Origin of the sequence: Allobosea sp. (genome assembly GCF_030694325.1) — a bacterium.
Taxonomy (GTDB): domain Bacteria; phylum Pseudomonadota; class Alphaproteobacteria; order Rhizobiales; family Beijerinckiaceae; genus Allobosea.
Genome location: NZ_JAUXYO010000101.1, coordinates 1 through 24,344 on the forward strand (window position 1 = coordinate 1; position 24,344 = coordinate 24,344).

The following is a 24,344-nucleotide window of genomic DNA, read 5'->3' on the forward strand; positions in this document are numbered from 1 at the left end:
GGTGATCTGTTTGGGAACCATGACCTGGGGCCAGCAAAACACGGAGGCCGAAGGTCACGAGCAGATGGATTACGCGCTCGACCACGGCGTCAACTTCTTCGATACGGCGGAAATGTATTCGATTCCGCCCCGCGCGGAGACGCAGGGCTCGACCGAGCGGATCATCGGCACCTGGTTCAAGGCGCGCGGCAACCGCGACAAGGTCATCCTCGCCTCCAAGATCGTCGGGCGCGGCACCAATGATTGGATGCGTGACGACAAGGGCCCGACGCGGGTCAACCGGGCGCAGATTCGCGAGGCGGTCGACAAGAGCCTGAAGCGGCTGCAGACGGACTATATCGACCTCTACCAGATCCATTTCCCCGAGCGGCCGATGCCCTGGGGCTCAAACCCGACGCGGTTCTCGAAGGCCGCCTTCGAGCGCCCCGACGACGAGACGCCGATCGCCGAGCAGCTCGACGCCTTCGCGGAGATCGTGAAGGAGGGCAAGATCCGCCATCTCGGCCTCTCCAACGAGAGCGCCTGGGGGACGATGAGCTTCGTGCGCGATGCCGAGACCCGCGGCGGGCCGCGGGTGCAGTCGATCCAGAACGCCTACAACCTGCTCAACCGCACCTTCGAGACGGCGCTGGCGGAGATCGCGATCCGCGAGGATGTCGGGCTGCTCGCCTATTCGCCGCTCGGCCAGGGCTTCCTGACCGGCAAATATCTCGACGGGGCCCGTCCGGCCGGCGCGCGCACGACGCTGTTCGACCGCGGCCAGCGCTACCAGACTGCAGGCGCCGAGGAGGCGATCAAGCGCTACATCGCGCTGGCGCGGGAGCATGGTCTCGACCCGGCTCAGATGGCGCTGGCCTTCGTCAATTCGCGCAGCTTCGTCACCGCCAACATCATCGGCGCGACCTCGATGAAGCAGCTCGAGACCGACATCGCCTCGATCGACGTCAGGCTGTCGCCGGAGCTCGAGGCCGGCATCGACGCGATCCACCAGCTCGTCGGCAATCCCTGCCCCTGATCCGGGCCTGTCTTTCGAGAAACGCGTGTCGTCCCGGATTTCCGCTTCGCTGCGTCCGGGATGACACTGGTCCCGGGCGATCCGCCACGCTCGAGTTCTGCTGTGATCCGGGCAGCGCCTGCCCGGCTTTTCGTCTCGCCAGAGTCACAAAAAACTGGCACTGATTCGCAATGCCGAGGCTGTTCACAGCGCTTGAGATTCCCGCCGAGGTCGCTGCGGCCCTGACGCCGCATCGCGGCGGTCTGTCCGGGGCGCGCTGGATCGATCCGGCCGATTACCACATCACGCTGCGCTTCCTGGGCGATGTCGACCGGCGCACCGCCAACGATGTCGACGCTTTCCTCGGCGACATCCAGTCCTATCCCTTCGAGGTCACGCTGGATGCGCTGGGCACCTTCGGCGGGGACAAGCCGCGCGCCGTCTATGCGCGGGTGCAGCCGACGCCTCGGCTGACCGAGTTGCAGGCCGATCTCGAGCGGCTGATGCGGCGCCTCGGCCTGCCGGCGGAGGGGCGCAAATTCGTGCCGCATGTGACGCTGGCGCGGCTGCGGGACACCTCGCCGCTCGACGTCGCACATTTCCTCAGCCTGCACCCGATCGTCCGGCCGATCAGCTTCGCGGCGCGGCGTCTCGCCCTGATGTCGTCGCGCGATTCGGTCGGCGGCGGGCCCTATGTGCTGGAGGCGGCCTATCCGCTCGGCCCGTCCTATCCGAACCGGCCGATGCGGGGCGATCATCAGCGGAGATGACCATGCCCAAGCGACTCGGCCCCGACGCCCTCCAGGAGGCGCTGACGACGCTGACCGGGTGGACGCTCGTCGAGGGGCGGGAAGCCATGGCCAAGCGCTATGTTTTCCGCGATTTCAGCGAGGCCTTCGGCTGGATGACGCGGGTCGCGCTGCTGGCGGAGGCGATGGGTCACCATCCCGAATGGTTCAATGTCTATCGCACGGTGGAGGTGACGCTCGCGACGCATGATGCCGGTGGGCTGACGGAACTCGACGTGCGCCTCGCCCATGCGATGGATGCGCTGCGCCAGTAGCGTCAGGCGCTATCCGCTCCAGCCGCAGGCCCGCAGCGCGGTCAGAATATGGGGCGGCGGCGGGGCCTCGACCCGGATCGGCGGCTTCTTGCGATAGAGCGGCACTGTGACGGAGCGGGCATGAAGCTGCAGCCCCGGCCCGCCTTCGCGCGGGGCCTCGCCATAGATCTCGTCGCCCAGCATCGGCCAGCCCGATTCCGCACAATGGACCCTCAGTTGGTGAGTGCGGCCGGTCAGCGGCTCCAGCTCGAGCCAGGCGAGCGGGCCGGCCTCGCCTTGACCGCGCCCCAGCACCCGCCAGCGCGTCTGCGAGGGCAGGCCGTCGGGATCGACCTTCATCCACCAGCCGCGATCGGGTGCCCGCTTGGCCAGCGGCAGGTCGATCACCCCTGACTCGGCGGCCGGCTCGCCCTGCACGATCGCCCAGTAGCTCTTGGCGATTCCGCCGTCGCGGAACATCTGGTTGAGCTCGGCCATGGCGCGGGGATGGCGGCCGAGAATCAGGCAGCCCGACGTGTCCTTGTCGAGGCGGTGCGCGGCCTCCGGCCGGCGCGGCAGGCCGAAGCGCAGGGCGTCGAGATGGTCCGTCAGCACGGGGATGACTCGGCGCTTGGCCTGGGGCCCGCGATGCGAGGGCAGGCCGGCCGGCTTGTCGATGACGAGCATCATCGCGTCGCGGTAGAGCAGCGGAAAGGGCAGCGGCGGCTCGTCACGCGGCGCTTCGGAGGGGTGCGCGCCCGGGTCCGCTCGCGAAATTTCTGGTCGGTCGGGCGTGGTCATGGCATTGCGCTAGCGAAGGCCATCCTGTCGCGCAAGCACGAGACGCTGCGCGACGAGGCCACGGGAAGAATGATGAGCGAGAACGAACCGAAGAAGCGCGGCTTCTTTTCGAGACTGTTCGGCAGCGAGCCGGAACCGGCCGCGTCCCCCCAGACGCCGGATGCGGCGCCGCCGGAGGCTCCGCTCGCGGAGGCGGCGATCGCGCCCGAACTGCTGACCGGCGAGGCCGCGCCGCTGCCGCTCGCGATGCCGGAGCCGGCTCCCGTCCAGGCCGCACCCGTCCTGAGCGTGCCGGTGCCTGCGCCAACGGTGACCGAGCCGAAGCGGAGTTGGTGGCGGCGGCTGACCGAGGGGCTGTCGCGGACGTCCTCGGCGCTGACGACTGGCATCACCGACCTCTTCACCAAGCGCAAGCTCGATGCCGGCACGCTCGAAGACCTCGAGGACATCCTGATCCAGGCCGATCTGGGGCTGGCCACCGCCGCCCGAGTCGCCAAGGCGGTCGGCGAGGGGCGCTACGACCGGCAGATCGAGCCCTCCGAGGTGAAAGCCATCCTGGCGCGCGAGGTCGAGGCGATCCTGTCGCCGGTGGCGCAGCCGCTGGTGATCGACGCCACGAAAAAGCCGTTCGTGATCCTGATGGTCGGCGTCAACGGCTCCGGCAAGACGACGACGATCGGCAAGCTGGCGGCGAAATTCCGGGCCGAGGGCCGGTCGGTCATGCTGGCGGCGGGAGACACCTTCCGCGCGGCGGCGATCGAGCAGCTCAAGGTCTGGGGCGAGCGGACGGGTGCGGAGGTCGTCTCCGGCAACCAGGGGGCGGACGCCTCGGGACTCGCCTTCGAGGCGCTGCAGAAGGCCAAGGCGGCCGGCACCGACGTGCTGCTGGTCGACACGGCGGGGCGGCTGCAGAACAAGACGGGGCTGATGGGCGAACTCGCCAAGGTGGTCCGCGTCATCCGCAAGCTCGATCCCGAGGCGCCGCATGCGGCGTTGCTGGTGCTCGACGCCACGGTCGGGCAGAACGCGCTCAGCCAGGTCGAGGCCTTCGGCGACACGGCCGGGGTCACCGGGCTGGTGATGACCAAGCTCGACGGCACGGCGCGCGGCGGCATCCTGGTGGCGCTGGCGGCGAAATTCGGCCTGCCGGTGCATTTCATCGGCGTGGGCGAGGGCGTCGAGGATCTGGAGCCGTTCTCGGCGCGCGATTTCGCGCGGGCGGTGTCCGGTTTGGACGAAGCGGCGTGACAGCCCGCGGCATGACGCCGCCGGCGCAGACAGGCAGGACGAGATGAGCGACAGCATGGCGCAGCCGCCCGCGGCGAAGGGCAGGCCGATCAATCCTCTGCTCAAGCTGGCGCTTGAATTCGGGCCGCTCGCGATCTTCTTCTTCGCCAATTCCTATGGCGACCGGCTCTTTGGCGTAGCCTCCGACCGGCGCATCTTCGTCGCCACCGGCATCTTCATCGTCGCCTCGCTGGTGGCGCTGGCGGCGTCGCGCATCCTGATGGGCTATCTGCCGCGCATGGCGATCGTGAACGCGGTGGTGGTCACCGTCTTCGGCGGGCTGACCATCGCACTGGACGACGCCTTCTTCATCAAGGTCAAGCCGACGATCGTGAACGCGCTGTTCGGCTGCGTGCTGCTGGGCGGGCTATATTTCGGCCGCTCGCTCCTGGCGCTGGTGCTCGAATCGGTGATGCAGCTCGACGAGGAGGGCTGGCGCAAGCTGACCCTGCGCTGGGGCCTGTTCTTCTTCGTTCTGGCGGCGCTGAACGAGATCGTCTGGCGCACGCAGACCCAGGATTTCTGGGTCGCCTTCAAGGTCTGGGGCGTGATGCCGCTGACCATGGTCTTCGCGCTGGCGCAGACGCCGCTGATCCTGAAGCACGAGATCAAGGCAAAGGCGGGCGAATAGGCTATTTCGGGGCCATGCGCAGGGCGCCGTCGAGGCGGATCGCGCTGCCATTGAGCATGTCGTTCTCGATGATGCTCTTTACCAAGGCCGCATACTCCGCCGGCTTGCCCAGCCGCGAGGGGTGCGGCACGGAGACGGCGAGCGAGGCGCGGGCCTCCTCGGGTAGGCCGTCGAACATCGGCGTCTCGAACAGGCCGGGCATGATCGTCATGACGCGGATGCCGGAGGCGGCGAGTTCGCGCGCGATCGGCAGGGTCATGCCGGCGACGCCGGCCTTTGAGGCGGCATAGGCGGCCTGGCCGATCTGGCCGTCCTCGGCCGCGATCGAGGCGGTGCAGATGAAGACGCCGCGGCCGCCATCGGCGGTGACGGGGTCGAGCCCGGCGAGAGCCGCCGCCGATTTGGCGATCAGCCGGAAGGTACCGGTCAGGTTGATCGCGAGCGCCTTCTCGAACAGGGCGGTGTCATGGGCGACGAGTTCGCCGGTCTCGCGCTTCTTCGAGACGATGCGGCGGCCGGGCGCGATGCCGGCGCAGTTGACCAGGATGCGCGCCACGCCCTGGGCGGCGCGCGCCTTGGCGAGGGCCTCATCGACCGAGGCCTCGCTGGTGACGTCGCAGGAGACGAAGAGGCCGCCGATTTCGGCCGCGACCTTTTCCCCCCGCTCGGCATTGAGGTCGAACAGCGCGACCTTCGCGCCCTGGGCGGCCAGCATGCGGGCCGTGGCCTCGCCGAGGCCCGAGGCCCCGCCGGTGACGATCGCGGCAACGGATGAATCGATCTGCATGGCGGCCCCGGGATCTGATGCGATGCTTCAGCGTTTAGTGGCGGTGGCCTCGTCCTCCAAGGCGGTTTCTTGCACCGCCCGCTGGGCAGACCTCTTGCAGGGCCTTTTGGCGGGGCCACATCTTTCGACATGGCGGGGCCGGCCGTATGGCGGCAGGATGGCGCCCCGCAGCGAGCCCTCAGGAGGGGCCAGATGAGCGACGGTTTCACCTCCCGCTTCACCGAGGAGGAAATGGCGGCGATCCGCAAGAGCCTGCGCGACGAGGCCCGTTTCGGCGCGGAGTTCTTCGCGCGGCTGAAGCGTGTCGCCAAGCGCATCCCCTTCGCGGAGGACCTGCTGGCGGCCTGGATCTGCGCGCGCGATCCGTCGACGCCGCGGCGCGTGCGGATGACGCTGCTGGCGGCGCTCGGCTATTTCGTGCTGCCGGTCGACGCGCTTCCCGACATCATGCCGCTGCTCGGCTTCACCGACGATGCGGCAGTGATCGCGGCGGCACTGGCGGCGGTGGCGGGCTCGATCACGCCGGAGCACCGCGAGAGGGCAAGGCAGGCCATGGCGGAGCTGTGAGCGATCACAGCGTCAGCACGATCTTGCCGCGGGCCTTGCGGTCGCCGATCAGGGCATAGGCTTCCGTCCAGCGCTCAAGCGGGATCTCGGCATGGACGTGGGCGCGGATGCGGCCCTCCGCGACCCAGCCCAGCAGCCGCTCCATATTGGCCCGCTGGGCGCCCGGCTCGCGCCTGACGAAATCGCCCCAGAACACGCCGCGCAGGTCACAGCCCTTCAGCAGCAGCAGGTTGAGCGGAATCTTCGGAATGCCGCCGCCGGCGAAGCCGACGACAAGGTATCGTCCCTCCCAGCCCATCGAGCGCAATGCCGGCTCGGCGAGATCGCCGCCGACCGTGTCGTAGAGCACGTCGACGCCACGCCCCTCGGTGAGGCGGCGCAGCGCCGCGCGCAGATCGTCGCCCCCATATTCGATGCCCTCGCCGGCTCCATGCTCGCGGGCAAGGGCCAGTTTCTCGGCCGAGGAGGCGCAGGCGATGACGCGGGCGCCGAGCAGGGCGCCGACCTCGACGGCGGCGAGCCCCGCCCCTCCGGCTGCGCCGAGCACCGCCAGGGTCTCGCCGGGCTTCACACCGGCGCGCTGGATCAGCCCGTGCAGCGCCGTGCCATAGGTCACGAAGAGACCCGCCGCCTGCGCGTCGGAGAGGCCGTCAGGGATCGGGATTGCGCTCTCGGCCGGGACGACGACGCGCTCGCGGGCCGCGCCATGGCCGAGCCAGGCAGCGACGCGCTCGCCGACCCGCCAGCCGGAGACACCCTCGCCCAGCGCGACGACCGTGCCGGCGCATTCCGCGCTCGGCGAGAACGGCAGCTCGGGCTTGGTCTGGTAGCGGTTCTCGATGATCAGCGTGTCGAAGAAGTTGAGCGCGGCCGCCTTGACCGCGATCGCGATCTCGCCAGGGCCGGGCTGCGGCTCGGAGAGGTCGCGGATCACCAGTGTCTCGGCCGGGCCGTGGCTTTCGCAGAGCAGCGCCTTCATCGTCTCTCCCTTTGTGGAGCCGCGTGGTCCTTCGCGTCCCCAGGCGACTGTGCCACGGCGCCGGCGCCTGCGAAATGCGGCCGGCGTCGCGCCGTCATTCGCATTTTCGCCAGGATCGTGGCACTCTATCCGCCTGCCCCAGCCATCGCGCCCGTCAACGGGTGGTAAAGGCAGTGTTAAGATTTTTAATGATTGATGGCGGCCATGATCAGCTCGTTTCTCCGTTCCGGCGCTCCCGCCTCGCGCCGTGTCCTCCCCCTGACCACCCTGCTCGCAGGCTGCCTCGGTGCCGCGCTCGTCGCTTCCGTCGCGCAGGCTCAGCAGCAGCGCGGGCGCCCCGCGGCCGCGACAACGGCACCGGCCGCCGCTGGCCAGGGCCAGGCGATGCTGCTGGAGACGGCCGGCAAATGGCAGGCCTTCTCCTCGCAGCAGGGCCGCTCCAAGGTCTGCTACGCCCTGTCGAAGGCTGAAAGCCGCCTGCCGGCAAATCTCAAGGATGTCGATGGCCTGCTCTTCGTCGCCACGCGTCCGGGCGAAGGCGTGCGCAACGAGATCAGCTTCGTGATGAATTTCGATCTCAAGGAAGATGTCGAGCATCAGGCGATCATCGGCTCGGAGCGTTTCGCGCTCGTCGCCAAGGGCCAGAACATGTGGCTGAAGAACCCGGCCGAGGAGCCGCGCATGCTGGATTCGCTGCGCAAGGGCGCTGGGCTCGAGATCAAGGGCACGTCGAAGCGCGGCAACCCGACGGCCGACAAGTACTCGCTCGCCGGCATGAGCCAGACGGTGAAGCGCGCCGAAGACGCCTGCAAATAGGTCGCATCGGAATCCGCGAGCGCGGCCGTCTGACGCGGCTTTCTGCGCTTTCGGTGCTCACGGACCGGCGTCCGCTCCGCTCCGGTTCTCGAAAGCCACGCCAGCCGACTCACGCTGGCGAATTCCGATCGCACCGCCTGCATTGGCGCCCTGCGGCTGCGCCGGCATCGCCATGATTTCTCTGGCGCGCGTTCTCGTGCTATGAGCGCGCCTCAATGCGGGCCGCGACCGCCCGCCCCGAGCCAGAGTTCCGATGACCGTTTCCGTTCTAGAGCCCGCCGCTCCGGCGGCCGAACCCGTTTTGCAGCGCCTGTCGCTGGTCGGGCGCACGCGCGCCGGCCTTGCCGAGGCGCTGGCCGAGATCGGCATCCCGGAGAAGGAGCGGCGCATGCGCGTCGGCCAGCTCTGGAACTGGATCTATCATTACGGCGTGCGCGATTTCGCGGAGATGACCACGATCGGCAAGGGGTTGCGCGGCGCTCTGGCGGAGCGCTTCACGCTCCATCTGCCGGAGGTCACGGCCGAGCAGATCTCGACCGACGGCACGCGCAAATGGCTGATGCGGATGGCGCCGACCGGACCGCGCGACCGCGGCGCCGAGATCGAATGCGTCTACATCCCTGAGGTCGACCGCGGCACGCTCTGCGTCTCCAGCCAGGTCGGCTGCACGCTGACCTGCACCTTCTGCCACACCGGCACGCAGCGCCTCGTGCGCAACCTCACCACCGAGGAGATCGTGGCGCAATTGATGGTGGCGCGCGACCGGCTCGGCGATTTCCCGAACCGGAGCGCGCCGGGCGGCGCCTTCGTGCCCAAGGATGGCGGGCGTTTCGTCTCCAACATCGTCTTCATGGGCATGGGCGAGCCGCTGTACAATTTCGACGGCGTGCGCGACGCGATCGACGTCATCTCCGACAATGAGGGGTTGTCGCTCGGGCGCCGCCGCATCACCGTCTCGACCTCGGGCGTCGTGCCGCAGATCGGCCCGCTGGGATCGGAGATGGGCACGATGCTGGCGATCTCGCTTCACGCCGTGCGTGACGATCTGCGCAACGAGCTCGTGCCGCTGAACAAGAAATACCCGATCGCCGAGCTGCTCGAAGCCTGCCGGACCTATCCCGGCGTGTCGAACGCGAAGCGCATCACCTTCGAATACGTCATGCTCAAGGGCGTCAATGATTCCGACGCCGAGGCGCGCGACCTGGTGCGACTGCTCAAGGGCATCCCCGCCAAGATCAACCTGATCCCGTTCAATCCCTGGCCCGGCACCAGATACGAGTGCTCGGACTGGGACCGGATCGAGCGTTTCTCGGAGATCGTCTTCCGCGCCGGCTATGCCTCGCCGGTGCGCACGCCGCGCGGGCGCGACATCCTCGCCGCCTGCGGCCAGCTCAAGAGCGAGACCGAAAAGCTCTCCGCCCGGGCCCGGCTGATGCTCGACGAGGACGATGCCGCCGCTGCCGCTGTCGCCGGCTGATCCGATGCTGCGCTGGCTCCTGCTGATTCCGTTCGCGCTGGTGATGGCGATGGCCGCCGGGCTCGTCGCGATGATGGTCGCGAGCGTCGTCTCGCCGGGTATCGCGCTCCTGATCGGGGGCGGCTTCGAGCGCCTGCTCGACGCGCTGTTCGGGCTGGCGGACATGGGCATCGACCCTGGCCCGACCGCTGAGGCCGCTTTCGTGCTGCTCGGGCGGTTGGGCTTCGCGATCATCGTCGCGCCGGTCGTGCTGGTCGCCGTCGCCTGTGAGCTGTTCTCGCTGCGCAGCGGCCTGATTCAGAGCGGGCTGACCGGCCTGCTCGCAGCGCTGTTGCCGCTGGGGATGCTGGGCCTGGCGCGGACGCCGACCGGCGCAGAGGTCCAAGTGCTCGGCGCGCTCGTGCTGGTGGGCGCCGCGACGGGCTTCGTCTACTGGCTGATCGCGGGGCGTCGTGCGGGTGGCGAGCGGCACGAGCCCGTCTGACCGGCAAGGTTTGACCGGGTCTGGCCGGGTATGACCAGGCGCTACCGTCGCGCTAGAGCATGCTGATTGCACTCGGAAACAGACCGTCATTCCGGACAAGCGGCGCAGCCGCGCCGATCCGGAATCCATCGTAAGGCTCTGGAGCCCTCCGATGGATCCCGGGGCAAGCCCGGGATGACGGCGGTGGTTCCGAGAAAACTCAGCACGCTCTAGCATGCTGGTATTCCATTAAAAATCTGCGGTCATCCCTGATCTCAGTTCAGCTGCGTCCAGTATCACGCGCGTTTCGCAGGCCTCGCTAGAGCATGCTGATTTCACTCGGAAACAGACCGTCATTCCGGACAAGCGGCGCAGCCGCGCCGATCCGGAATTCGTAAGGCTCTGGAGCCCTCCGATGGATCCCGGGACAAGCCCGGGATGACGGCGGTGGTTCCGAGAAAACTCAGCACGCTCTAGTCCCCGATCGCGACACCCTCCCGCCTGCCATCCGCGCCACCGACGAAGCCTTCCGGCGTCTTGACGATCGCCTGGATGCCCGAGGTCATCTCGAGCAGGCGGACTTCGTGGCCCTTCGCCTCCAGCGCGGCCTTCCAGCCTTCGGCCTCGGTGCCCTTCTCCAGTTCGGTCGGGCCGTTGCGGCTGCCGAAATTGCCGAGATCGACGGCGGCCTGCGGGTCTAACTTCCAGTCGAGCAGCGCGACCAGCGCCCTGGCGACATAGCCGATGATCTGGCTGCCGCCGGGCGAGCCGACGACGGCATAGAGCCGGCCGAAGGCGTCGAAGACCAGCGTCGGTGCCATCGAGGAGCGCGGCCGCTTGCCGGGCTCGACGCGGTTGGCGACGGGCTTGCCGTCCTCCTCCGGCACGAAGGAGAAATCGGTCAGCTCGTTGTTGAGCAGGAAGCCGCCCGCCGTCATCAGCCTTGCGCCGAAGCCGTCCTCGATCGTCGTGGTCATCGAAACGGCGTTGCCCTGCGCATCGACGACAGAGATGTGGCTGGTGCCGTTCTCGATGCCTTCCGAGGGGGCCAGAAGCTGCGCCCGCTTGTTGGGCGGCTCGCCAGCTCGGGCGCGGCCCATCGAGCGTTCGGGGCTGATCAGCCCGGCGCGCGAGCGGATATAGTCGCGGTCGATGAGACCGGGCAGCGGGATACCGACGAAGGCGGGATCGGCGAGATAGAGGTTGCGGTCGGCGAAGGCGAGGCGGCCGGCTTCCGAAAACCAGTGCGCGGCCTCCGCGTCGGGCCCTATCCGCGCGAGATCGCGGGTTTCGAGGATGCCGAGCATCTGCTGCACGGCGACGGCGCCGGAGCTCGGCGGGCCCATGCCGCAGAGGCGCCAGACGCGGTAGGCGCCGCAGACGGGCTCGCGCTCCTCGACGCGATAGTCGGCGAGATCGGCCATCGTCAGGTCGCCGGGGTTGGTCGCGTGGCCGGTCACGGTCGCGACAATGTCGCGCGCGATCTCGCCCTCGTAGAAGGCGCCCGCGCCGCGTTCGGCCAGCGCGCGGAGCGTCGCGGCGAAGGCGGGGTTGCGAAGAATCGTGCCGACGGCCTTTGCCCTGCCGTCCTGCTCGTAGAAATAGGCGGCGGCACGGGCGTCCTTCCCCAGGTTCCTTTCGCCCGACAAAAGCGCGTTCAGGCGCGGCGAGATGGCAAAGCCGTCTTCCGCCAGCCTGATCGCCGGGGCGAGCACCTGTGCCCAGAGCAGTTTCCCCCAGCGGCGATGCGCCTCCTCCAGCAGCTTCGGCGTGCCGGGAACGCCGACCGAGCGTCCGCCGACGACCGCCTCGACGAAGCGCATCGGCTTGCCGTCTGGCCCGATGAAGCGGTCGGGTTTCGCGGCGGCGGGTGCCGTCTCGCGCCCGTCGAGCGTGATCACCCGCTTGGCCGTCTCGTCCCAGTGGACGAGGAAGGCGCCACCGCCGAGGCCCGAGCTCTGCGGCTCGACCAGATTCAGCACGAGCTGGACGGCGATGGCGGCGTCGACCGCGCTGCCGCCGGCGCGCAGGATGTCGCGCCCCGCTGCGGCGGCGAGCGGATTGGCGGCGGCCACCATGAAGCGCTGGGCGGTGGCGGTGGCCTTTGCGATCCTGCCCGTCGCCGCCTCGGGCGCCGGGGCCAGCGTCTGGGCCGTGGCGGGTGAAGCCATCAGCAGGAGGAGGGCGCAGGCCAGGATGCGGGGGCGGTGGCCGGGAGACAGGGGCATGGGGCGATCATCCGCTGACGGGTGCTGGCGCCAGCCTAGCGCAAGCGCGGAACCGCGCCATCTCCTCGCAACGCTTGGAGCGGTGCCCCGCCGCGGCTAAGGTCGGTCCCCATCTTCGTTTCCCGATCGTGCCAAGGGGGCCCGGCATGTCGCTGTCATCCGTCTCGAATGTCCGCCGGCCCTTTGCCGTCGCCGCCATGGCCTTGCTCGGGCTGGTCCTGGCCGGCTGCGGGGTCAACAACGTGCCGACGCTGGAGGAAAGGGCCAAGGCGAGCTGGAGCGAGGTGCAGAACCAGTATCAGCGCCGGGCCGACCTGATTCCCAACCTCGTCGAGACGGTGAAGGGCTATGCGGCGCAGGAGCGCGAGGTGCTGACCGCTGTGGTCGAGGCCCGCGCCAAGGCGAGCCAGGTCAAGGTCGATGCCTCGACGATCACCGATCCCGCCCGGTTCAAGGAATACCAGGAGGCGCAGAACCAGCTCAGCGGCGCGCTAGGGCGGCTCCTGGTCACGGTCGAGCGCTATCCCGATCTGAAGTCGAACCAGAATTTCCTGGCGCTGCAGTCCCAGCTCGAAGGCACCGAGAACCGTGTCACGGTGGCGCGGCGCGACTACATCCAGGCAGTCCAGGCCTTCAACACCGAAATCCGCACCTTTCCGGGTGTGATCTGGGCGCGGCTGTTCTGGGGCGCGAAGCCGATGGAGACCTTTACAGCGACGGCGGGAGCAGAGCGGCCGCCGGCTGTGAAGTTCTGAGGGTGTTCGACGGGTCCGGGCCATGCTGCTGACCTCTCCGTCATGCTCGGGCTCGACCCGAGCATCTCTTGGGAGAGATTCTCGGGTCTTCGCTTCGCTGCGCCCGAGAATGACGGCTGTGTGCCTCGCCCTGCTGACGGCCTTGTTCGGATCGTTCGCGCTGGCCGCCGATCCATCCTACCCCGCACTCTCCGGCCGGATCGTCGATGGCGCCAATCTCATCGCGGCCGAGGCGCGCGAGCGGATCGAGACCAAGCTCAAGGCCCATGAGGACAAGACTTCGGATCAGATCGTCGTCGCGACGGTGCCCTCCCTCCAGGGACTAAGCGTCGAGGACTATGCCAATGGCCTGTTCCGGTCCTGGAAGCTCGGCCAGGCCAAGACGAACAACGGTGTCCTGCTGCTGGTCGCGCCGAGCGAGCGCAAGGTCCGCATCGAGGTGGGTTACGGGCTGGAAGGGGCGCTGACCGATGCGCTGTCCAAAGTCATCATCACCACGGCGGTGGCGCCGAAATTCAAGGCGGGCGACTTCGCCGGTGGCATCGAGGGCGGCGTCGACGCGATCCTGAGCATCCTGGCCGGGGATGCCGAGGAGTGGCAGCGCCGCGCGAGCGTGCGCAGCGACGAAACATCGTCGGTCGACATCATCGCGATGGTGGTGATGATGGCGCTGGTCCTGATCATCATCGCCGCCTTCGTCCGGGAGTTCGGCGGAAGCGACGCGTCGCGCCGGCACCGTCTGCGCAACGGGCGCTGGGTGACGCTGCCGCAAAGCTCCGGCTGGAGCACGGGCAGTGGCGGGAGCTGGAGTTCGGGATCCGGCGGGGGATCGAGCTCGAGCGGCGGCTTCTCCGGGGGCGGCGGATCATCGGGCGGCGGCGGGGCTTCGGGAGACTGGTGATGGACGAGCGGGACCGGGAGGTGATCGCCGAGGCGGTGCGACAGGCCGAGAGCGGCTCGTCGGGCGAGATCGTGGTGATGATCGACCGCGCCGCGGCGAGCTATCGCTCGGTGCCGGTGGTGATGGCGCTGACGCTCTCGCTGCTGGTTCCCTGGCCGTTGCTGGCGATGACGGAGACGAGCGCGCCGCGCATCTTCCTGATCCAGCTCGTCTGCGCCGTGCTGCTGCTGGCGAGCCTGCTCTGGTATGGGCGCGGCGGGCGTTTCGTGCCCGGCTTCGTCAAGCGCAAGCGGGCCCATGACGTGGCGCTGCGGGAGTTCACGGCCCGGGGCCTGACCCGCACGCGGCAGCGCACGGGGGTTTTGCTCTATGTCGCGATCCAGGAGCGCTATGCCGAGATCATCGCCGACAGCGGCATCGACGGCCGGGTCGAGCAGGCGGTCTGGGATGGTATCGTCGAAGCGGTCGTGCTCGCGGGCCGTGACGACCGGCTGCGCGAGGGCATCGTCACGGCCGTGCGGGCGATCGGCGCCGTTCTGGCGAACCATGCTCCGCGCTCGCCCGACGACATCGACGAACTGCCGAACAATGTCGTGATCCTGTGAAGGAAGCTCAGTGCGGGCTGCGCGCCGCCGCGAGGACCGCGCCCGGCATGGCTCCGTACTTGCCCTGCCGCTCGGCCTGGACGAGGACGACATAGCTGTCGACCTCGGGCCCCTGCGTGACGGCGACCGGCGCCGTGAGGGTCGCGGTACGACCGTCCCAGTCGCCGATGCGCGTCATGCCGCGCACGACATTGGCATAGGCCACGGTCTTGCCCTGGTTCTCACCGCGGGCGATCGGCACCGTGACCATCTTCGTCGTGGTTGCGACCCAGACGCCGGCCGTCCGCTCCTGCACATCGCCGATGGGCGAGAGGGTGACCACGATCTGTCCGCCCTCTTCATTGAGGCCGAGCTTCGCGACGAAGCCGCCTCCAGAGGGTTGCTTCGAGGCGCGCTCGATCTCGCCGCGGTCGGATCCGACCACATGAACGGCGCCGTTGATGACGGCCTGGGGGGTGTAGACCTGTCCGTCCCCGCGGGCCTTGGCATAGTATTTCTGGCGCTTGGCGAAGCTGTCCTTGCCGAGCGTGTCCTTCCAGCCGAGATAATCCCAATAGGTCACGGGCATCGTCAGGGTGATGACGTCCGGCTGCTTCGCCAGTTCGACGAAGAGGGCGTCCGCAGGCGGGCAGGAGGAGCAGCCCTGGCTGGTGAAGAGTTCGACCACGGCCCGGGGCTGGAGATCCGCCGGCGTTTGCGCGCGCGCGGCCGCGGTGCCTAGCACGAGCAGGGCGGCAGCGGCGGACAGGACGGGCGCGGAACGTTTCATGGTTTGAACTCGGCGAGACCTTACATCTCAGGCGTTACCAAAGCGCCCCATTCCTCTCACTTCAAAATCACGTTGCCTTGAAAGCAGGCGATGGTGCAACGGTCGGTGCCTCCGCAGCGGCGGCCGAGATCATGTTCGGCCGCCAGCGGCGATGCATCCACAGCCACTGCTCGGGGTGTTCGCGGACCCAGCCTTCGACGACGGCCGTCATCATCGCCATCGCACCCTGGACGTTGATCTCGCCGGCAGCGTCGCGGGGCAGGTCGAGCGGGGGCGTCAGCTCCAGCCGGAAGCGCTGCTTCGGCAGGCGGATGACCCGCACGCCGTGGACCGGGCATTCGAAGCGTCGTGCGAACTTGCCGAGGATCGGGTTGGTCAGCGCCGGTCGCCCCATGAAGGGCACGACGACGCCCCGGGTGAAATGCTGGTCGATGAGCATGCCGAGATGGCCGTCGCGCTCGAGCACGCCCTGCATGGCGAAGGCGGCGCCCTGTTTCGCGGCGGCGAGCCCTCCCATGGCGCCGGAGCGGATCTCGTGGACGACCGCGGCGATGGCCGGGTCGTTGGGCGCCCGGAAGACCGCCGTCGTGTCCAGATCATAGGCCTGGGCGCAGATCGCCGGCAGTTCCCAATTGGCGAGATGGGCGGAGAAGATCAGCCCGGGCTTCGCGTCGTCCTTGAGCGCGATGAAATGCTCGATACCCTCGACCTCGACGCGCGAGGATGCGTCGGGCTTGAGGTAGTCGTAATCGAAGAGCGTCTTCAGGTGGGCGTATTCGGCGGCGGTGCGGCCGAGATTCTCCCAGGCGCCCCGCGCGATGCGGCGCACCTCGGCGTCATTCATGCCCGGAAAGGCCGCCCGGATATTGGCCAGCGCGACGCGGTTGACCGGGATCAGCGGGCTCGCCGCACGCAGCAGCCAGCCGCCGAGGTCGCTGGACCGTTCGGGGCCGAGCAGGCGCAGGAAGCCGAACAGGGCCCGGATCAGGCCGATCATCACCGCTGCGCCGGCGCGTGCGGCGATTGTTTTCATGCGTCTCAAGATCGGCCCGGTCCCCTCGCACCCGTGCGGTCGCTGCGGCCGGGCTGGAGCCGCGACTAGCGGCAGGACGGCGCCTTCGTCAAGTTTTCAACCGCCGCGACCTGTTTGCGGCCTCCTTTCCGCAGCGTCCTCAGAACGTCACGACCACTTTGCCGAAGACCTGTCGGCCTTCGAGACGCGCCAACCCCTTCTCGAAATCCTCCAGCGGGAAGACGGAATCGATCACCGGCTTCATGCCGGCCGCCATCTTGTCGAGCGACTGGCGGATGTTCTCGATGCGGCAGCCGAAGGAGCCGGTGATGCGGTACTGCTGCTGGAAGAGCTGCATCAGGTTGATCGTGGCCGACGCGCCCGAGGTCGCGCCGCAGGTGACGAGGCGGCCGCCGCGCTTGAGGCAGAGCAGCGAGCCGTTCCAGGTGTCGGCGCCGACATGCTCGAAGACGACGTCGACGCCCTTGCGCTTCGTCAGGCGGCGGACCTCGCCCTCGAATCGCTCGGTCTTGTAGTTGACGACGTAATCGGCGCCGAGTTCGGCGGCCTTGCGGCCCTTCTCGTCGTCGCCGACCGTGGTGTAGACCGTGCAGCCGATCGCCTTGGCCATCAGGATCGCGGCCGTGCCGATGCCGGAGCCGCCGGCATGGACCAGGACCGATTCTCCCGGCTCGAGCTTGGCGTTGTCGAACAGCATGTGCTGGACCGTGCCGAAGCCGATCGGCGCGCAGGCGGCGTCCTCGAAGGAGACTCCGGACGGCGCCTTGACGACGAGCCGGGCAGCCTTGTTCAGGTACTCGCGGGCGAAACCGTCGATATGGAAGCCCATGATCCCGGCCACGTTCTCGCAGAGATTGTCGCGGCCCTCGCGGCAGGCCTTGCAATGGCCGCAGGTCTCGGCGCCATAGGCGGTGACGGTGTCGCCGACGGTCAGCCCGGTGACGCCTTCGCCGACGCAGACGATCTCGCCCGAGGCCTCGACACCGGCCGCCTGCGGCATCTTGCGCTTGGCGAAGGCCATGCCGCGGAAGCCCCAGACGTCGAGATAGTTCAAAGCGACGGCGCGGATGCGGATCTGGACCTCGCCGGCGGCGGGCGGCGGCGGCGGGTCGATCTCCTCGAGGCGGAGGTCGCGGTCGCCGTGGAGCTGGAGGGAACGCATGATGAGGTCAATCTTTCAAAGCTGGTCGGGCCATGCTCGAGACGTGTGGAACACGGCCAGGATTTCGATGCGACCGTCGCGGACGCGATAAGGAAGGATAAAGGGAAAGCCGGAGAGGACGAGTTCGCGTGTCCCGTCGACGCGCCCCGGCCGCCCGATATCCGGATGATCGGCCAAGACGGCGGCTCGGGCTTCTATCGCTTGGACCAGTGCAGATGCGGCGGCGGGATTGTCCTGAGCGACGAACGCGAAAGCCTGATCGATTTCACGCAAGGCGCGGCGCGTCCAGACGATCTTCACGCGGGCTTGGCCCGGTATTTCGCAAAGACGGTCTCCACCTCCTCGTCACTGGCAAATTCGCCGCGGTCGGCGTCGTCGAGGCCGTCCTTGATCCGGGCGATCTGCCAGGCGTTGCGTTCGAGATAATCCTCGATCGCCTTGGCGGCGAGCCAACTGCGTGAACGGTCGATGTCGCTGGCGAGGGCGTCGAGCTTCGCCAGCATCTGGTCATCGAGGCGAATGGTGAAAGCAGCCGTCATGGCGGTTCACTCCGGTTCGGATCGAACCAAAATAGGTATCGTCTCGCGAAAAGTCGATTCAGCGATGGACGCCGAGCTGCGCGGTGACGCCACCGTCGATTGGAATGACCGCGCCGGTGATGTAGGCGGCGGGCTCGCTCATCAGGAAGGCGGCGAGGCCGCCGACCTCCTCGGGCCTGGCGAAGCGCCCGGCCGGGATCTGCCCCTGCATCTTGTCGCGATAGGCGGCGTAGGGCGCCATCATGTCGGTGTCGACGAAGCCCGGCGCGATGACGTTGACGGTGACGCCGCGCTTGCCGGTCTCGACCGCGAGCGTCTTCGCATAGGAGATCAGCGCGCCCTTGGAGGCGGCATAAGCCGCGTTGCCGGGGTTGCCGCGCAGCGCCGCGACCGAGCCGATGGCGACGATGCGCCCCGAACGGGCGCGGATCATGGACCGCATCAGGCTCTTGGCGAGGCGGGTGAAGGCCCAGAAATTGACCTGCATGGCGGCTTCCGCCTTGTCCTGCACCATCATCGCGGCGAGCGAATCATAGGGCTGGCCGGCATTGTGGACGAGGCCGAAATAGCTCTCGCCCTCGCGCGCCTCGCAGAATGCGTCGAGTGCCGCCTTGTCGGAGAGGTCGAGCGGCAAGGCCTGGATGGCGCGGCCGGAATGCGCGGCGGCGATCTCGGCGGCCAGTGCCAGAGCCTGCTCGGCCGAGGAGCGATAGGTGAAGTCGACATCGTGGCCGGCCGCGGCCAGTGCCCGGACGATGGCCGCGCCGACGCCCTTGGCGCCGCCGGTGACGAGAACTCTTGTCATGAGCGGGCGGGCTCCGCGGTCAGGACGAGGCTGGTATTCTGCCCGCCGAAGCCGAAGGAGTTGGACAGCACCGTCCGCACCGGGGCGTCGCGGGCGACGTTGGGCACCACATCGAGCGCGATCGCGGGATCGGGCGTGACGTAGTTGATCGTCGGCGGGATGCGGCCATGCGCGATGGTGAGGAAGGAGATCACCGCCTCGACTGCACCGGCTGCCGTCAGCGTGTGGCCGATCATCGACTTGTTGGAGGACATCGGCAGGCGCGCCATGCGCTCGCCGAAGACGGCGGCGCAGCTCATCGCCTCCATCTTGTCGTTCTCAGGCGTCGAGGTGCCATGGGCGTTGATGTAGTCGACATCATCGGGGCTCAGGCCGGCATCGGCCAGCGCATCCTGCATGGCGAGGATGGCGGGCTTGCCGTCCGGGCTGGAGCGGGTGCGATGGAAGCCGTCGCCGCGCTCGCCGCAGCCGGCGACGATGCCGAGGATGGTCGCCCCGCGCGCCAGGGCGTGGTCGTAATCCTCCAGCACCAGCGCGCCCGCGCCCTCGCCCATGACGAAGCCGTCGCGGTTCTTGGAGAAGGGCTTGGCGGCGCCTTCCGGCGGGTCGTTCTGGGTCGACAGCGCCGAAAGCAGCGAGAAGCGGATCAGCGCTTCGGCATGGATCGAGCCGTCGGTGCCGATGCACAGCGCCGCTGGCGTATCGCCCCGCCGGATCGCCTCGACGCCCATCTGGATCGCAGTGGCGCCAGACGAGCAGGCGGTCGAGAGCGAGATCGGCGAGCCCTTGGTGCCGAAGGCGTCCGCGACATGGTCGGCGACAGTGCCGAACAGGAAAAGCTCGTGCATGGCCTTGTGTTTCAGCGTCGCCGCCTCGCGCAGCAGCCCGTCATAGTCCACATCGCCCTCGATCGAGGCGGCGAGCTCCTGCTTCTGCGGCCACTCCATTTCGACCGGCGGCACCGCCATGAAGAGTTCGCCGGGGAAATCGCCGGCTTGGCCGAGCCCGCTCTGTCCGACGGCTTCGTCGGCGGCCAGCATGGCGAGCTTCTCGGACAGCTCCGGCGCCGCAAAGGGGCCATCGAAGAGGAAATCGACGGTCCCGCCGATCGTGGTGCGCAACCCTTGTGTCGGAAAGCGCTCGATGGCGTGGATGCCCGAGCGCCCGGACGTCAGGGCCTCCCAATTGGCGTCCTTGCCCTGGCCGAGCGAGGTGACGATGCCGAGCCCGGTGACGGCGACGATCGGCCGGCCCCTGGCGTCGCGGTGCTGTGTGCTGCGCTGTTGTGTGTTGCTCATGGCTTCACCCTCACGCCTTGACCAGATGGGCGGCGCCCTCGCCGCGCCAATGGCCGGCGCCGGTGACGACGGCCTCCTGCGCATGGCCCGTCGACAGGGCGGCGGCGGCAAGCGCGACCAAGACGGGGAAAGCTGCTTCGAGCGCGTGGCCGACGAGATCGCCCGTCGCGATGCGCCGGGCCTGCGGCAGGGTGGCGATGGCGGAGGCTTCCTCGGCGGTGATCCCGGCAGCTCCGGTTGCGGCTGAGATGGCGAGCGCGCCCGGCGCCACGGGCCCGAGGTTGCCGATCAGCCTGCGCAGGGTCGCCTCGACGGTGCCCGGCGCGCGCTTGGAGCGGGCGGCGATGACTTTGTCGAGCTTGGCATGGATAGCGGCGCCACGGGCGGCGGCGCGTTCGGCCGATTCCAGCACCAGGAAGGCCGAAGCGCTGCCCGTGATGATGCCCGGCGCCGCCTCGCGGTCGAAGACCGGGGCGAAATCGCCCTTGCGCAGATAGCCCCCGAGTTCGAGCAGCAGCAGCATGTCGCGGCGCTCGGCATTGTAGGAGCCGCCGACCAGCATGATATCGGCCTGGCCCGCGGCGATGCGGGCATGGGCGGTGCGGATCGCGTCGACACCGGCCTGCTCCTCGCCCATGAAGGTCCGCGAGGCGCCGGTGATACCGTGGACGATGCCGATATTGCCGGCGAGCAAATTGGAGAGCTGCGCCAGGAACAGGGTCGGGCGCAGATCGCCCATCAGACGTTCGTTGAGGTAGGCGCCGGGCGCATTGGCGCCGCGCAGCCCGGTGAGGATGGCACCGTCGACGGCATGATCGCGCTCGCCGCCGCCCGCCGCGACGATGACCTGCAGCAGGCTCTTGGTTTCGACGTCGTCCTTGATACCGGCGCCATCGAGCGCGAGGCCTGCCGTATAGACGCCCAGCCGCTGCCAGGGCTCCATCTGGCGCTGGTCGGATTTCTTCGGGATCTGCCGGTCGAGATCGAGGACTTTCAGCGGATGGACCGGATAAGGCGCGAAGCTCGTCGCGTCGACGACGGGCGCCGTGGAACCGGCAATTGCGGCCACATGGGTCTCGATGCCCTCGCCCAGGCTGGAGGCGAGGCCGATACCGGTGATGACGACGCCGCGCTGCATGATCAGACCTGTTCCGGCGTCAGGCCGATGGCGGCGAGGCGCGCCTCCATCAGGCTGCGCATGTCGGCGGGGAAGGGCATCAGGCGGAAGCGCAGCTCCGCGTCGCAGATCGGCTTGCCGGCGATCGCGATCTTCGCCTTGGTCGCGGCATAGCCCGAGCCCTCGATGACGAGTTCGGCGGCGATGTCGAGCACGGCATCGGGTTCTACGAAGGTGCGGAAGCGCGCCTTGTCGACCGTCATCAGGAAGGGCATCTGCGTCATGCCGTTGAGGGCGAGCAGCAGATAGCCCGAGGCCTGCGCCATCGTCTCGGTCAGAAGCACGCCGGGGACGAGCGGGTGGCCGGGGAAATGACCCTCGAAGACGGGGCTGGCGTCTGCCGCCGGCACGGTCGAGCGCGTCGTGATCCGCTTCTCACCCGGTTCGAAGGCGACGACGCGATCGATCATGTCGAAATATTCGAGGCGCATGCGCTTCCGATCGTCGGTAACAGGGCGTCGAAGCCGGCTCCGACGCGGTTCTGCTCTAAACCCTGAGCCGGCACGGCTCAAGCCGGCGCCGGTCGCCAAAGCAGGACGGCCCCCATGCGGGTTCGCAGACGGCTCGTCCGCGCACCGCTATGGAGGCCGTGATGACGGCGGTGATGGAGTTCAGGCCGCCTTGGCGGCGACGAGGTCGTCGATGCGCTTGCAGAGGTTCTCGAGCACGAAATACTGCTCGGCGGGCGCCTTGCCCTCGTTGACCTCCTGCGTCCACTGCTCGAGCGGAAGCTTGATGCCGAAGGCCTTGTCGATCGCGAAGGCGATGTCGAGGAAGGCCAGCGAGTCGATACCGAGATCGTCGATGGCGTGGCTTTCCGGCGTAATCTTCTCGCGCGGAATGTCGCAGGTCTCCGAAATGATTCCGGCGACCGTCTCGAAAGTGGCGGACATGCGGGTGCTCCCGTCGTGATGATGGAGGCGGACGACATCCGGGCGCGGACGATCGTCCTGCGCCTGCCCCAAGCCCCCCGCCAAGGATGACTGTGACGCCCCCTTACACCGCGGGGTTTGCGAGGACAACCGGCAGGCGTCGTCCTTCTCCCCCGGCGAAGGGGGAGAAGGCGATCGGGCGCGGTCTCAGGCGGCGAGGCCGCGCAGCACGTAGTGCAGGATGCCGGCGTTCTTGAAGTAGTCGATCTCGTCCAGCGTATCGATGCGGCAGAGGATCGGCACCTTCTTCACCGAGCCGTCGGCATAGGTGATTTCGGCTTCCAGCATCTGTCGCGGCTTGACCGTGGCGAGGCCGCTGATCGTCACCGTCTCGTCGCCCTTGAGATCGAGCGAGGCCCAGCTCGTGCCCTCCTGCAGGGTGAAGGGGACGACGCCCATGCCGACCAGGTTCGAGCGGTGGATGCGCTCGAAGCTCTGCGCGATCACGGCCTTGACGCCGAGCAGGTTGGTGCCCTTCGCCGCCCAGTCGCGCGAGGAGCCATTGCCGTATTCGACGCCGGCGAAGACGACCAGCGGCACGTTCTCCTGCTTGTAGCGCATGGCCGCGTCGTAGATCGGCAGCTCTTCCTTGCTCGGATAGTGGATGGTGTAGCCGCCCTCGCGCCCGTTGGGGCCCATCATGTGGTTGCGGATGCGGATATTGGCGAAGGTGCCGCGCATCATCACCTCGTGATTGCCGCGGCGCGTGCCGTACTGGTTGAAGTCGGCCACCGCGACGCCATGCTCGGTGAGATAGGCGCCGGCGGGCGAGGCGGCCTTGATCGAACCGGCGGGAGAGATGTGGTCGGTGGTGATCTTGTCGCCGAAGAGGCCGAGGATTCGGGCGCCCTTGATGTCGGTGACCGGCGTCGGCGTCTTGCTGATGCCCCGGAAATAGGGTGGGTTCTGGACGTAGGTCGAGGCGTCCTCCCAGGCATAGGTCTGGCTTTCCGGGGTCTTCACCGCCTGCCAATGCGCGTCGCCCTTGAAGACGTCGGCATATTTCGCCTCGAAGATGGCGCGCGTGACATTCTTGGCGATGAAGTCCTGGATCTCCTTGTTGGAGGGCCAGATGTCCTTGAGGAAGACCGGCTTGCCGTCGGAGCCGGTGCCGAGCGGCTCGGTCGTCAGGTCCATCTGGACGGAACCGGCCAGCGCATAGGCGACGACCAGCGGCGGCGAGGCGAGGTAGTTCGCCTGCACGTCGGGCGAGACGCGGCCCTCGAAGTTGCGGTTGCCGGAGATCACGGCGCCCGCGATCAGGCCCTGTTCGTTGATCGCCTTCGAGATCGGCGCCGGCAGCGGGCCGGAATTGCCGATGCAGGTGGTGCAGCCGAAGCCGACCAGGTTGAAGCCGAGCTTGTCGAGATCGGCCTGCAGGCCGGCCTTGGCGAGATATTCGGCGACGACCTGCGAGCCGGGCGCCAGCGAGGTCTTGACCCAGGGCTTGACGGTCAGGCCCTTGGCGACCGCGTTGCGGGCGAGCAGCCCCGCCGCCATCAGCACCGAGGGGTTGGAGGTGTTGGTGCAGGAGGTGATGGCGGCGATGACGACGTCGCCATGGCCGAGATCGAAGGACTGGCCCTCGACCGGCACGCGGCGCGCAATCTCGCCGCCCTTCTTGTATTCGGTGTCCATCGCCGCCTTGAAGCCCTTGGCGACGCCGTTCAGGTCGATGCGGCCTTCGGGGCGCTTCGGGCCGGCCATCGAGGGCTGGACCGTCGAGAGGTCGAGTTCGAGCGTGTCGGTGAAGACCGGATCGGGGGTCTCGATCGTCGCGAACAGGCCTTGAGCCTTGCTGTAGGCCTCGACCAGCGCGATCCGGTCGGTCTTGCGGCCGGTCGTGGTGAGATATTCGAGCGTCTCGGCATCGACCGGGAAGAAGCCGCAGGTGGCGCCGTATTCCGGGCCCATATTGGCGATGGTGGCACGGTCGGCCAGCGTCAGGTTGTAGAGGCCGGGGCCGAAGAACTCGACGAACTTCCCGACGACGCCCTTCTTGCGCAGCATCTGGGTGACGGTCAGCACGAGGTCGGTGGCGGTGATGCCTTCCTTGAGCGAGCCGGTCAGCTTGAAGCCGATCACCTCGGGCAGCAGCATCGACTGCGGCTGGCCGAGCATGGCGGCCTCGGCCTCGATGCCGCCGACGCCCCAGCCGAGCACGGCCAGACCATTGACCATGGTGGTGTGCGAATCGGTGCCCACGACGGTGTCGGGATAGGCAACCTCGACCTCGGCGCCGTCGATCGTCTCATGCCGGGTCCAGACCGTCTGGGCGAGGTATTCGAGATTGACC

Annotated in this window: 27 protein-coding genes; 12 read left to right on the top strand and 15 right to left on the bottom strand. The window is 68.3% G+C overall.

Annotation, left to right across the window (positions count from 1 at the left end):
* Position 1 precedes the first annotated feature (1 nt).
* From Q8M82_RS06085 to Q8M82_RS06095, 3 genes are all read left to right on the top strand, one after another.
* On the top strand, positions 2 to 1,015 hold the full coding sequence (locus Q8M82_RS06085) for an aldo/keto reductase (protein ID WP_305690482.1): 1,014 nt from the start codon (positions 2 to 4) through the stop codon (positions 1,013 to 1,015).
* A gap of 170 nt (positions 1,016 to 1,185) precedes the next feature.
* Entirely contained in the window at positions 1,186 to 1,764 is a 579-nt protein-coding gene (thpR, locus tag Q8M82_RS06090) for an RNA 2',3'-cyclic phosphodiesterase (RefSeq protein ID WP_305690483.1), read from the top strand.
* Between the two features lie 2 nt (positions 1,765 to 1,766).
* Positions 1,767 to 2,057, top strand: coding sequence for a 4a-hydroxytetrahydrobiopterin dehydratase (locus Q8M82_RS06095; protein ID WP_305690484.1), 291 nt, complete (start codon positions 1,767 to 1,769; stop codon positions 2,055 to 2,057).
* A 9-nt stretch (positions 2,058 to 2,066) separates the two neighbouring features.
* Here the strand turns inward: Q8M82_RS06095 and Q8M82_RS06100 are convergent, their stop codons facing one another.
* Positions 2,067 to 2,726 (bottom strand): RluA family pseudouridine synthase, encoded by a 660-nt coding sequence (locus Q8M82_RS06100; protein ID WP_305690506.1) that lies wholly within the window; start codon positions 2,724 to 2,726, stop codon positions 2,067 to 2,069.
* A gap of 183 nt (positions 2,727 to 2,909) precedes the next feature.
* On the opposite strand from Q8M82_RS06100, the gene ftsY reads away from it, so the two are divergent.
* Positions 2,910 to 4,085 carry a signal recognition particle-docking protein FtsY gene (ftsY, locus tag Q8M82_RS06105; RefSeq protein ID WP_305690485.1) on the top strand — a complete coding sequence of 392 codons (1,176 nt, stop codon included), beginning with the start codon at positions 2,910 to 2,912 and terminating at the stop codon, positions 4,083 to 4,085.
* A gap of 55 nt (positions 4,086 to 4,140) precedes the next feature.
* Entirely contained in the window at positions 4,141 to 4,755 is a 615-nt protein-coding gene (locus tag Q8M82_RS06110) for a septation protein A (RefSeq protein ID WP_305690486.1), read from the top strand.
* A gap of 1 nt (position 4,756) precedes the next feature.
* On the opposite strand, the gene Q8M82_RS06115 is transcribed toward Q8M82_RS06110, so the two are convergent.
* Positions 4,757 to 5,542, bottom strand: coding sequence for an SDR family NAD(P)-dependent oxidoreductase (locus tag Q8M82_RS06115; protein ID WP_305690487.1), 786 nt, complete (start codon positions 5,540 to 5,542; stop codon positions 4,757 to 4,759).
* A gap of 192 nt (positions 5,543 to 5,734) precedes the next feature.
* Between Q8M82_RS06115 and Q8M82_RS06120 the strand changes: the two genes are divergently transcribed.
* Complete coding sequence (locus tag Q8M82_RS06120) at positions 5,735 to 6,109, top strand: YkvA family protein (protein ID WP_371126252.1); 375 nt, start codon at positions 5,735 to 5,737, stop codon at positions 6,107 to 6,109.
* Between the two features lie 4 nt (positions 6,110 to 6,113).
* On the opposite strand, the gene Q8M82_RS06125 is transcribed toward Q8M82_RS06120, so the two are convergent.
* Positions 6,114 to 7,088, bottom strand: a complete 975-nt coding sequence (locus Q8M82_RS06125) for an NADPH:quinone oxidoreductase family protein (protein WP_305690488.1) — start codon at positions 7,086 to 7,088, stop codon at positions 6,114 to 6,116.
* A gap of 204 nt (positions 7,089 to 7,292) precedes the next feature.
* On the opposite strand from Q8M82_RS06125, the gene Q8M82_RS06130 reads away from it, so the two are divergent.
* The 3 genes from Q8M82_RS06130 (at position 7,293) to Q8M82_RS06140 (ending at position 9,865) form a co-directional block, all read left to right on the top strand.
* Complete coding sequence (locus Q8M82_RS06130) at positions 7,293 to 7,904, top strand: hypothetical protein (protein ID WP_305690489.1); 612 nt, start codon at positions 7,293 to 7,295, stop codon at positions 7,902 to 7,904.
* A gap of 253 nt (positions 7,905 to 8,157) precedes the next feature.
* Positions 8,158 to 9,381 carry a dual-specificity RNA methyltransferase RlmN gene (gene rlmN / locus Q8M82_RS06135; protein WP_305690490.1) on the top strand — a complete coding sequence of 408 codons (1,224 nt, stop codon included), beginning with the start codon at positions 8,158 to 8,160 and terminating at the stop codon, positions 9,379 to 9,381.
* Between the two features lie 4 nt (positions 9,382 to 9,385).
* On the top strand, positions 9,386 to 9,865 hold the full coding sequence (locus Q8M82_RS06140) for a hypothetical protein (protein ID WP_305690491.1): 480 nt from the start codon (positions 9,386 to 9,388) through the stop codon (positions 9,863 to 9,865).
* Positions 9,866 to 10,317: 452 nt separating this feature from the next.
* Here Q8M82_RS06140 and ggt read toward each other — a convergent pair whose 3' ends face one another.
* Positions 10,318 to 12,072 carry a gamma-glutamyltransferase gene (gene ggt / locus Q8M82_RS06145; protein WP_305690492.1) on the bottom strand — a complete coding sequence of 585 codons (1,755 nt, stop codon included), beginning with the start codon at positions 12,070 to 12,072 and terminating at the stop codon, positions 10,318 to 10,320.
* Positions 12,073 to 12,269: 197 nt separating this feature from the next.
* Here ggt and Q8M82_RS06150 point away from each other — a divergent pair, with 197 nt between their 5' ends.
* The 3 genes from Q8M82_RS06150 (at position 12,270) to Q8M82_RS06160 (ending at position 14,333) form a co-directional block, all read left to right on the top strand.
* A complete protein-coding gene (locus tag Q8M82_RS06150) occupies positions 12,270 to 12,827 on the top strand; it encodes a LemA family protein (protein WP_371126253.1) in 558 nt (185 codons plus the stop codon).
* Positions 12,828 to 12,936: 109 nt separating this feature from the next.
* Positions 12,937 to 13,728: a TPM domain-containing protein gene (locus Q8M82_RS06155; RefSeq protein ID WP_305690494.1), complete on the top strand. Its 792-nt coding sequence runs from the start codon at positions 12,937 to 12,939 to the stop codon at positions 13,726 to 13,728.
* Positions 13,728 to 14,333: a TPM domain-containing protein gene (locus Q8M82_RS06160; protein ID WP_305690495.1), complete on the top strand. Its 606-nt coding sequence runs from the start codon at positions 13,728 to 13,730 to the stop codon at positions 14,331 to 14,333. Before Q8M82_RS06155 ends, Q8M82_RS06160 begins: the two co-directional genes overlap by 1 nt.
* 7 nt (positions 14,334 to 14,340) lie before the next feature.
* Here Q8M82_RS06160 and Q8M82_RS06165 read toward each other — a convergent pair whose 3' ends face one another.
* The 11 genes from Q8M82_RS06165 to acnA form a co-directional block, all read right to left on the bottom strand.
* Positions 14,341 to 15,102 (bottom strand): DUF1223 domain-containing protein, encoded by a 762-nt coding sequence (locus tag Q8M82_RS06165; protein ID WP_305690496.1) that lies wholly within the window; start codon positions 15,100 to 15,102, stop codon positions 14,341 to 14,343.
* A gap of 67 nt (positions 15,103 to 15,169) precedes the next feature.
* Entirely contained in the window at positions 15,170 to 16,135 is a 966-nt protein-coding gene (locus tag Q8M82_RS06170; protein WP_305690497.1) for a lipid A biosynthesis lauroyl acyltransferase, read from the bottom strand.
* Between the two features lie 139 nt (positions 16,136 to 16,274).
* Positions 16,275 to 17,297 carry a zinc-binding dehydrogenase gene (locus Q8M82_RS06175; protein ID WP_305690498.1) on the bottom strand — a complete coding sequence of 341 codons (1,023 nt, stop codon included), beginning with the start codon at positions 17,295 to 17,297 and terminating at the stop codon, positions 16,275 to 16,277.
* A 15-nt stretch (positions 17,298 to 17,312) separates the two neighbouring features.
* A complete protein-coding gene (locus Q8M82_RS06180; RefSeq protein WP_305690499.1) occupies positions 17,313 to 17,597 on the bottom strand; it encodes a type II toxin-antitoxin system RelE/ParE family toxin in 285 nt (94 codons plus the stop codon).
* On the bottom strand, positions 17,594 to 17,836 hold the full coding sequence (locus Q8M82_RS06185; RefSeq protein ID WP_305690500.1) for a CopG family ribbon-helix-helix protein: 243 nt from the start codon (positions 17,834 to 17,836) through the stop codon (positions 17,594 to 17,596). The genes Q8M82_RS06180 and Q8M82_RS06185 overlap by 4 nt, the downstream gene beginning before the upstream one ends.
* 58 nt (positions 17,837 to 17,894) lie before the next feature.
* Positions 17,895 to 18,641: an SDR family oxidoreductase gene (locus Q8M82_RS06190; protein ID WP_305690501.1), complete on the bottom strand. Its 747-nt coding sequence runs from the start codon at positions 18,639 to 18,641 to the stop codon at positions 17,895 to 17,897.
* Positions 18,638 to 19,939, bottom strand: coding sequence for a beta-ketoacyl-ACP synthase (locus Q8M82_RS06195; RefSeq protein ID WP_305690502.1), 1,302 nt, complete (start codon positions 19,937 to 19,939; stop codon positions 18,638 to 18,640). Before Q8M82_RS06195 ends, Q8M82_RS06190 begins: the two co-directional genes overlap by 4 nt.
* A 10-nt stretch (positions 19,940 to 19,949) precedes the next feature.
* Positions 19,950 to 21,077: a beta-ketoacyl-ACP synthase gene (locus Q8M82_RS06200; protein WP_305690503.1), complete on the bottom strand. Its 1,128-nt coding sequence runs from the start codon at positions 21,075 to 21,077 to the stop codon at positions 19,950 to 19,952.
* 2 nt (positions 21,078 to 21,079) lie between these two features.
* Positions 21,080 to 21,547, bottom strand: a complete 468-nt coding sequence (locus Q8M82_RS06205; RefSeq protein ID WP_305690504.1) for a 3-hydroxyacyl-ACP dehydratase FabZ family protein — start codon at positions 21,545 to 21,547, stop codon at positions 21,080 to 21,082.
* A gap of 180 nt (positions 21,548 to 21,727) precedes the next feature.
* Complete coding sequence (locus Q8M82_RS06210) at positions 21,728 to 22,009, bottom strand: acyl carrier protein (RefSeq protein WP_054143474.1); 282 nt, start codon at positions 22,007 to 22,009, stop codon at positions 21,728 to 21,730.
* A gap of 186 nt (positions 22,010 to 22,195) precedes the next feature.
* A partial coding sequence (gene acnA / locus Q8M82_RS06215; protein ID WP_305690505.1) for an aconitate hydratase AcnA occupies positions 22,196 to 24,344 on the bottom strand: 2,149 nt, incomplete at its 5' end.

Excerpts from the sequence above, each read along its gene's own strand:
- thpR (WP_305690483.1), top strand. The coding sequence starts at position 1,186 with ATGCCGAGGCTGTTCACAGCGCTTGAGATTCCCGCCGAGGTCGCTGCG.
- Q8M82_RS06095 (WP_305690484.1), top strand. The coding sequence starts at position 1,767 with ATGCCCAAGCGACTCGGCCCCGACGCCCTCCAGGAGGCGCTGACGACG.
- Q8M82_RS06100 (WP_305690506.1), bottom strand. The coding sequence starts at position 2,726 with ATGATGCTCGTCATCGACAAGCCGGCCGGCCTGCCCTCGCATCGCGGG.
- ftsY (WP_305690485.1), top strand. The coding sequence starts at position 2,910 with ATGAGCGAGAACGAACCGAAGAAGCGCGGCTTCTTTTCGAGACTGTTC.
- Q8M82_RS06110 (WP_305690486.1), top strand. The coding sequence starts at position 4,141 with ATGGCGCAGCCGCCCGCGGCGAAGGGCAGGCCGATCAATCCTCTGCTC.
- Q8M82_RS06115 (WP_305690487.1), bottom strand. The coding sequence starts at position 5,542 with ATGCAGATCGATTCATCCGTTGCCGCGATCGTCACCGGCGGGGCCTCG.
- Q8M82_RS06120 (WP_371126252.1), top strand. The coding sequence starts at position 5,735 with ATGAGCGACGGTTTCACCTCCCGCTTCACCGAGGAGGAAATGGCGGCG.
- Q8M82_RS06125 (WP_305690488.1), bottom strand. The coding sequence starts at position 7,088 with ATGAAGGCGCTGCTCTGCGAAAGCCACGGCCCGGCCGAGACACTGGTG.
- Q8M82_RS06130 (WP_305690489.1), top strand. The coding sequence starts at position 7,293 with ATGATCAGCTCGTTTCTCCGTTCCGGCGCTCCCGCCTCGCGCCGTGTC.
- rlmN (WP_305690490.1), top strand. The coding sequence starts at position 8,158 with ATGACCGTTTCCGTTCTAGAGCCCGCCGCTCCGGCGGCCGAACCCGTT.
- Q8M82_RS06140 (WP_305690491.1), top strand. The coding sequence starts at position 9,386 with ATGCTGCGCTGGCTCCTGCTGATTCCGTTCGCGCTGGTGATGGCGATG.
- ggt (WP_305690492.1), bottom strand. The coding sequence starts at position 12,072 with ATGCCCCTGTCTCCCGGCCACCGCCCCCGCATCCTGGCCTGCGCCCTC.
- Q8M82_RS06150 (WP_371126253.1), top strand. The coding sequence starts at position 12,270 with ATGGCCTTGCTCGGGCTGGTCCTGGCCGGCTGCGGGGTCAACAACGTG.
- Q8M82_RS06155 (WP_305690494.1), top strand. The coding sequence starts at position 12,937 with ATGACGGCTGTGTGCCTCGCCCTGCTGACGGCCTTGTTCGGATCGTTC.
- Q8M82_RS06160 (WP_305690495.1), top strand. The coding sequence starts at position 13,728 with ATGGACGAGCGGGACCGGGAGGTGATCGCCGAGGCGGTGCGACAGGCC.
- Q8M82_RS06165 (WP_305690496.1), bottom strand. The coding sequence starts at position 15,102 with ATGAAACGTTCCGCGCCCGTCCTGTCCGCCGCTGCCGCCCTGCTCGTG.
- Q8M82_RS06170 (WP_305690497.1), bottom strand. The coding sequence starts at position 16,135 with ATGAAAACAATCGCCGCACGCGCCGGCGCAGCGGTGATGATCGGCCTG.
- Q8M82_RS06175 (WP_305690498.1), bottom strand. The coding sequence starts at position 17,297 with ATGCGTTCCCTCCAGCTCCACGGCGACCGCGACCTCCGCCTCGAGGAG.
- Q8M82_RS06185 (WP_305690500.1), bottom strand. The coding sequence starts at position 17,836 with ATGACGGCTGCTTTCACCATTCGCCTCGATGACCAGATGCTGGCGAAG.
- Q8M82_RS06190 (WP_305690501.1), bottom strand. The coding sequence starts at position 18,641 with ATGACAAGAGTTCTCGTCACCGGCGGCGCCAAGGGCGTCGGCGCGGCC.
- Q8M82_RS06195 (WP_305690502.1), bottom strand. The coding sequence starts at position 19,939 with ATGAGCAACACACAACAGCGCAGCACACAGCACCGCGACGCCAGGGGC.
- Q8M82_RS06200 (WP_305690503.1), bottom strand. The coding sequence starts at position 21,077 with ATGCAGCGCGGCGTCGTCATCACCGGTATCGGCCTCGCCTCCAGCCTG.
- Q8M82_RS06205 (WP_305690504.1), bottom strand. The coding sequence starts at position 21,547 with ATGCGCCTCGAATATTTCGACATGATCGATCGCGTCGTCGCCTTCGAA.
- Q8M82_RS06210 (WP_054143474.1), bottom strand. The coding sequence starts at position 22,009 with ATGTCCGCCACTTTCGAGACGGTCGCCGGAATCATTTCGGAGACCTGC.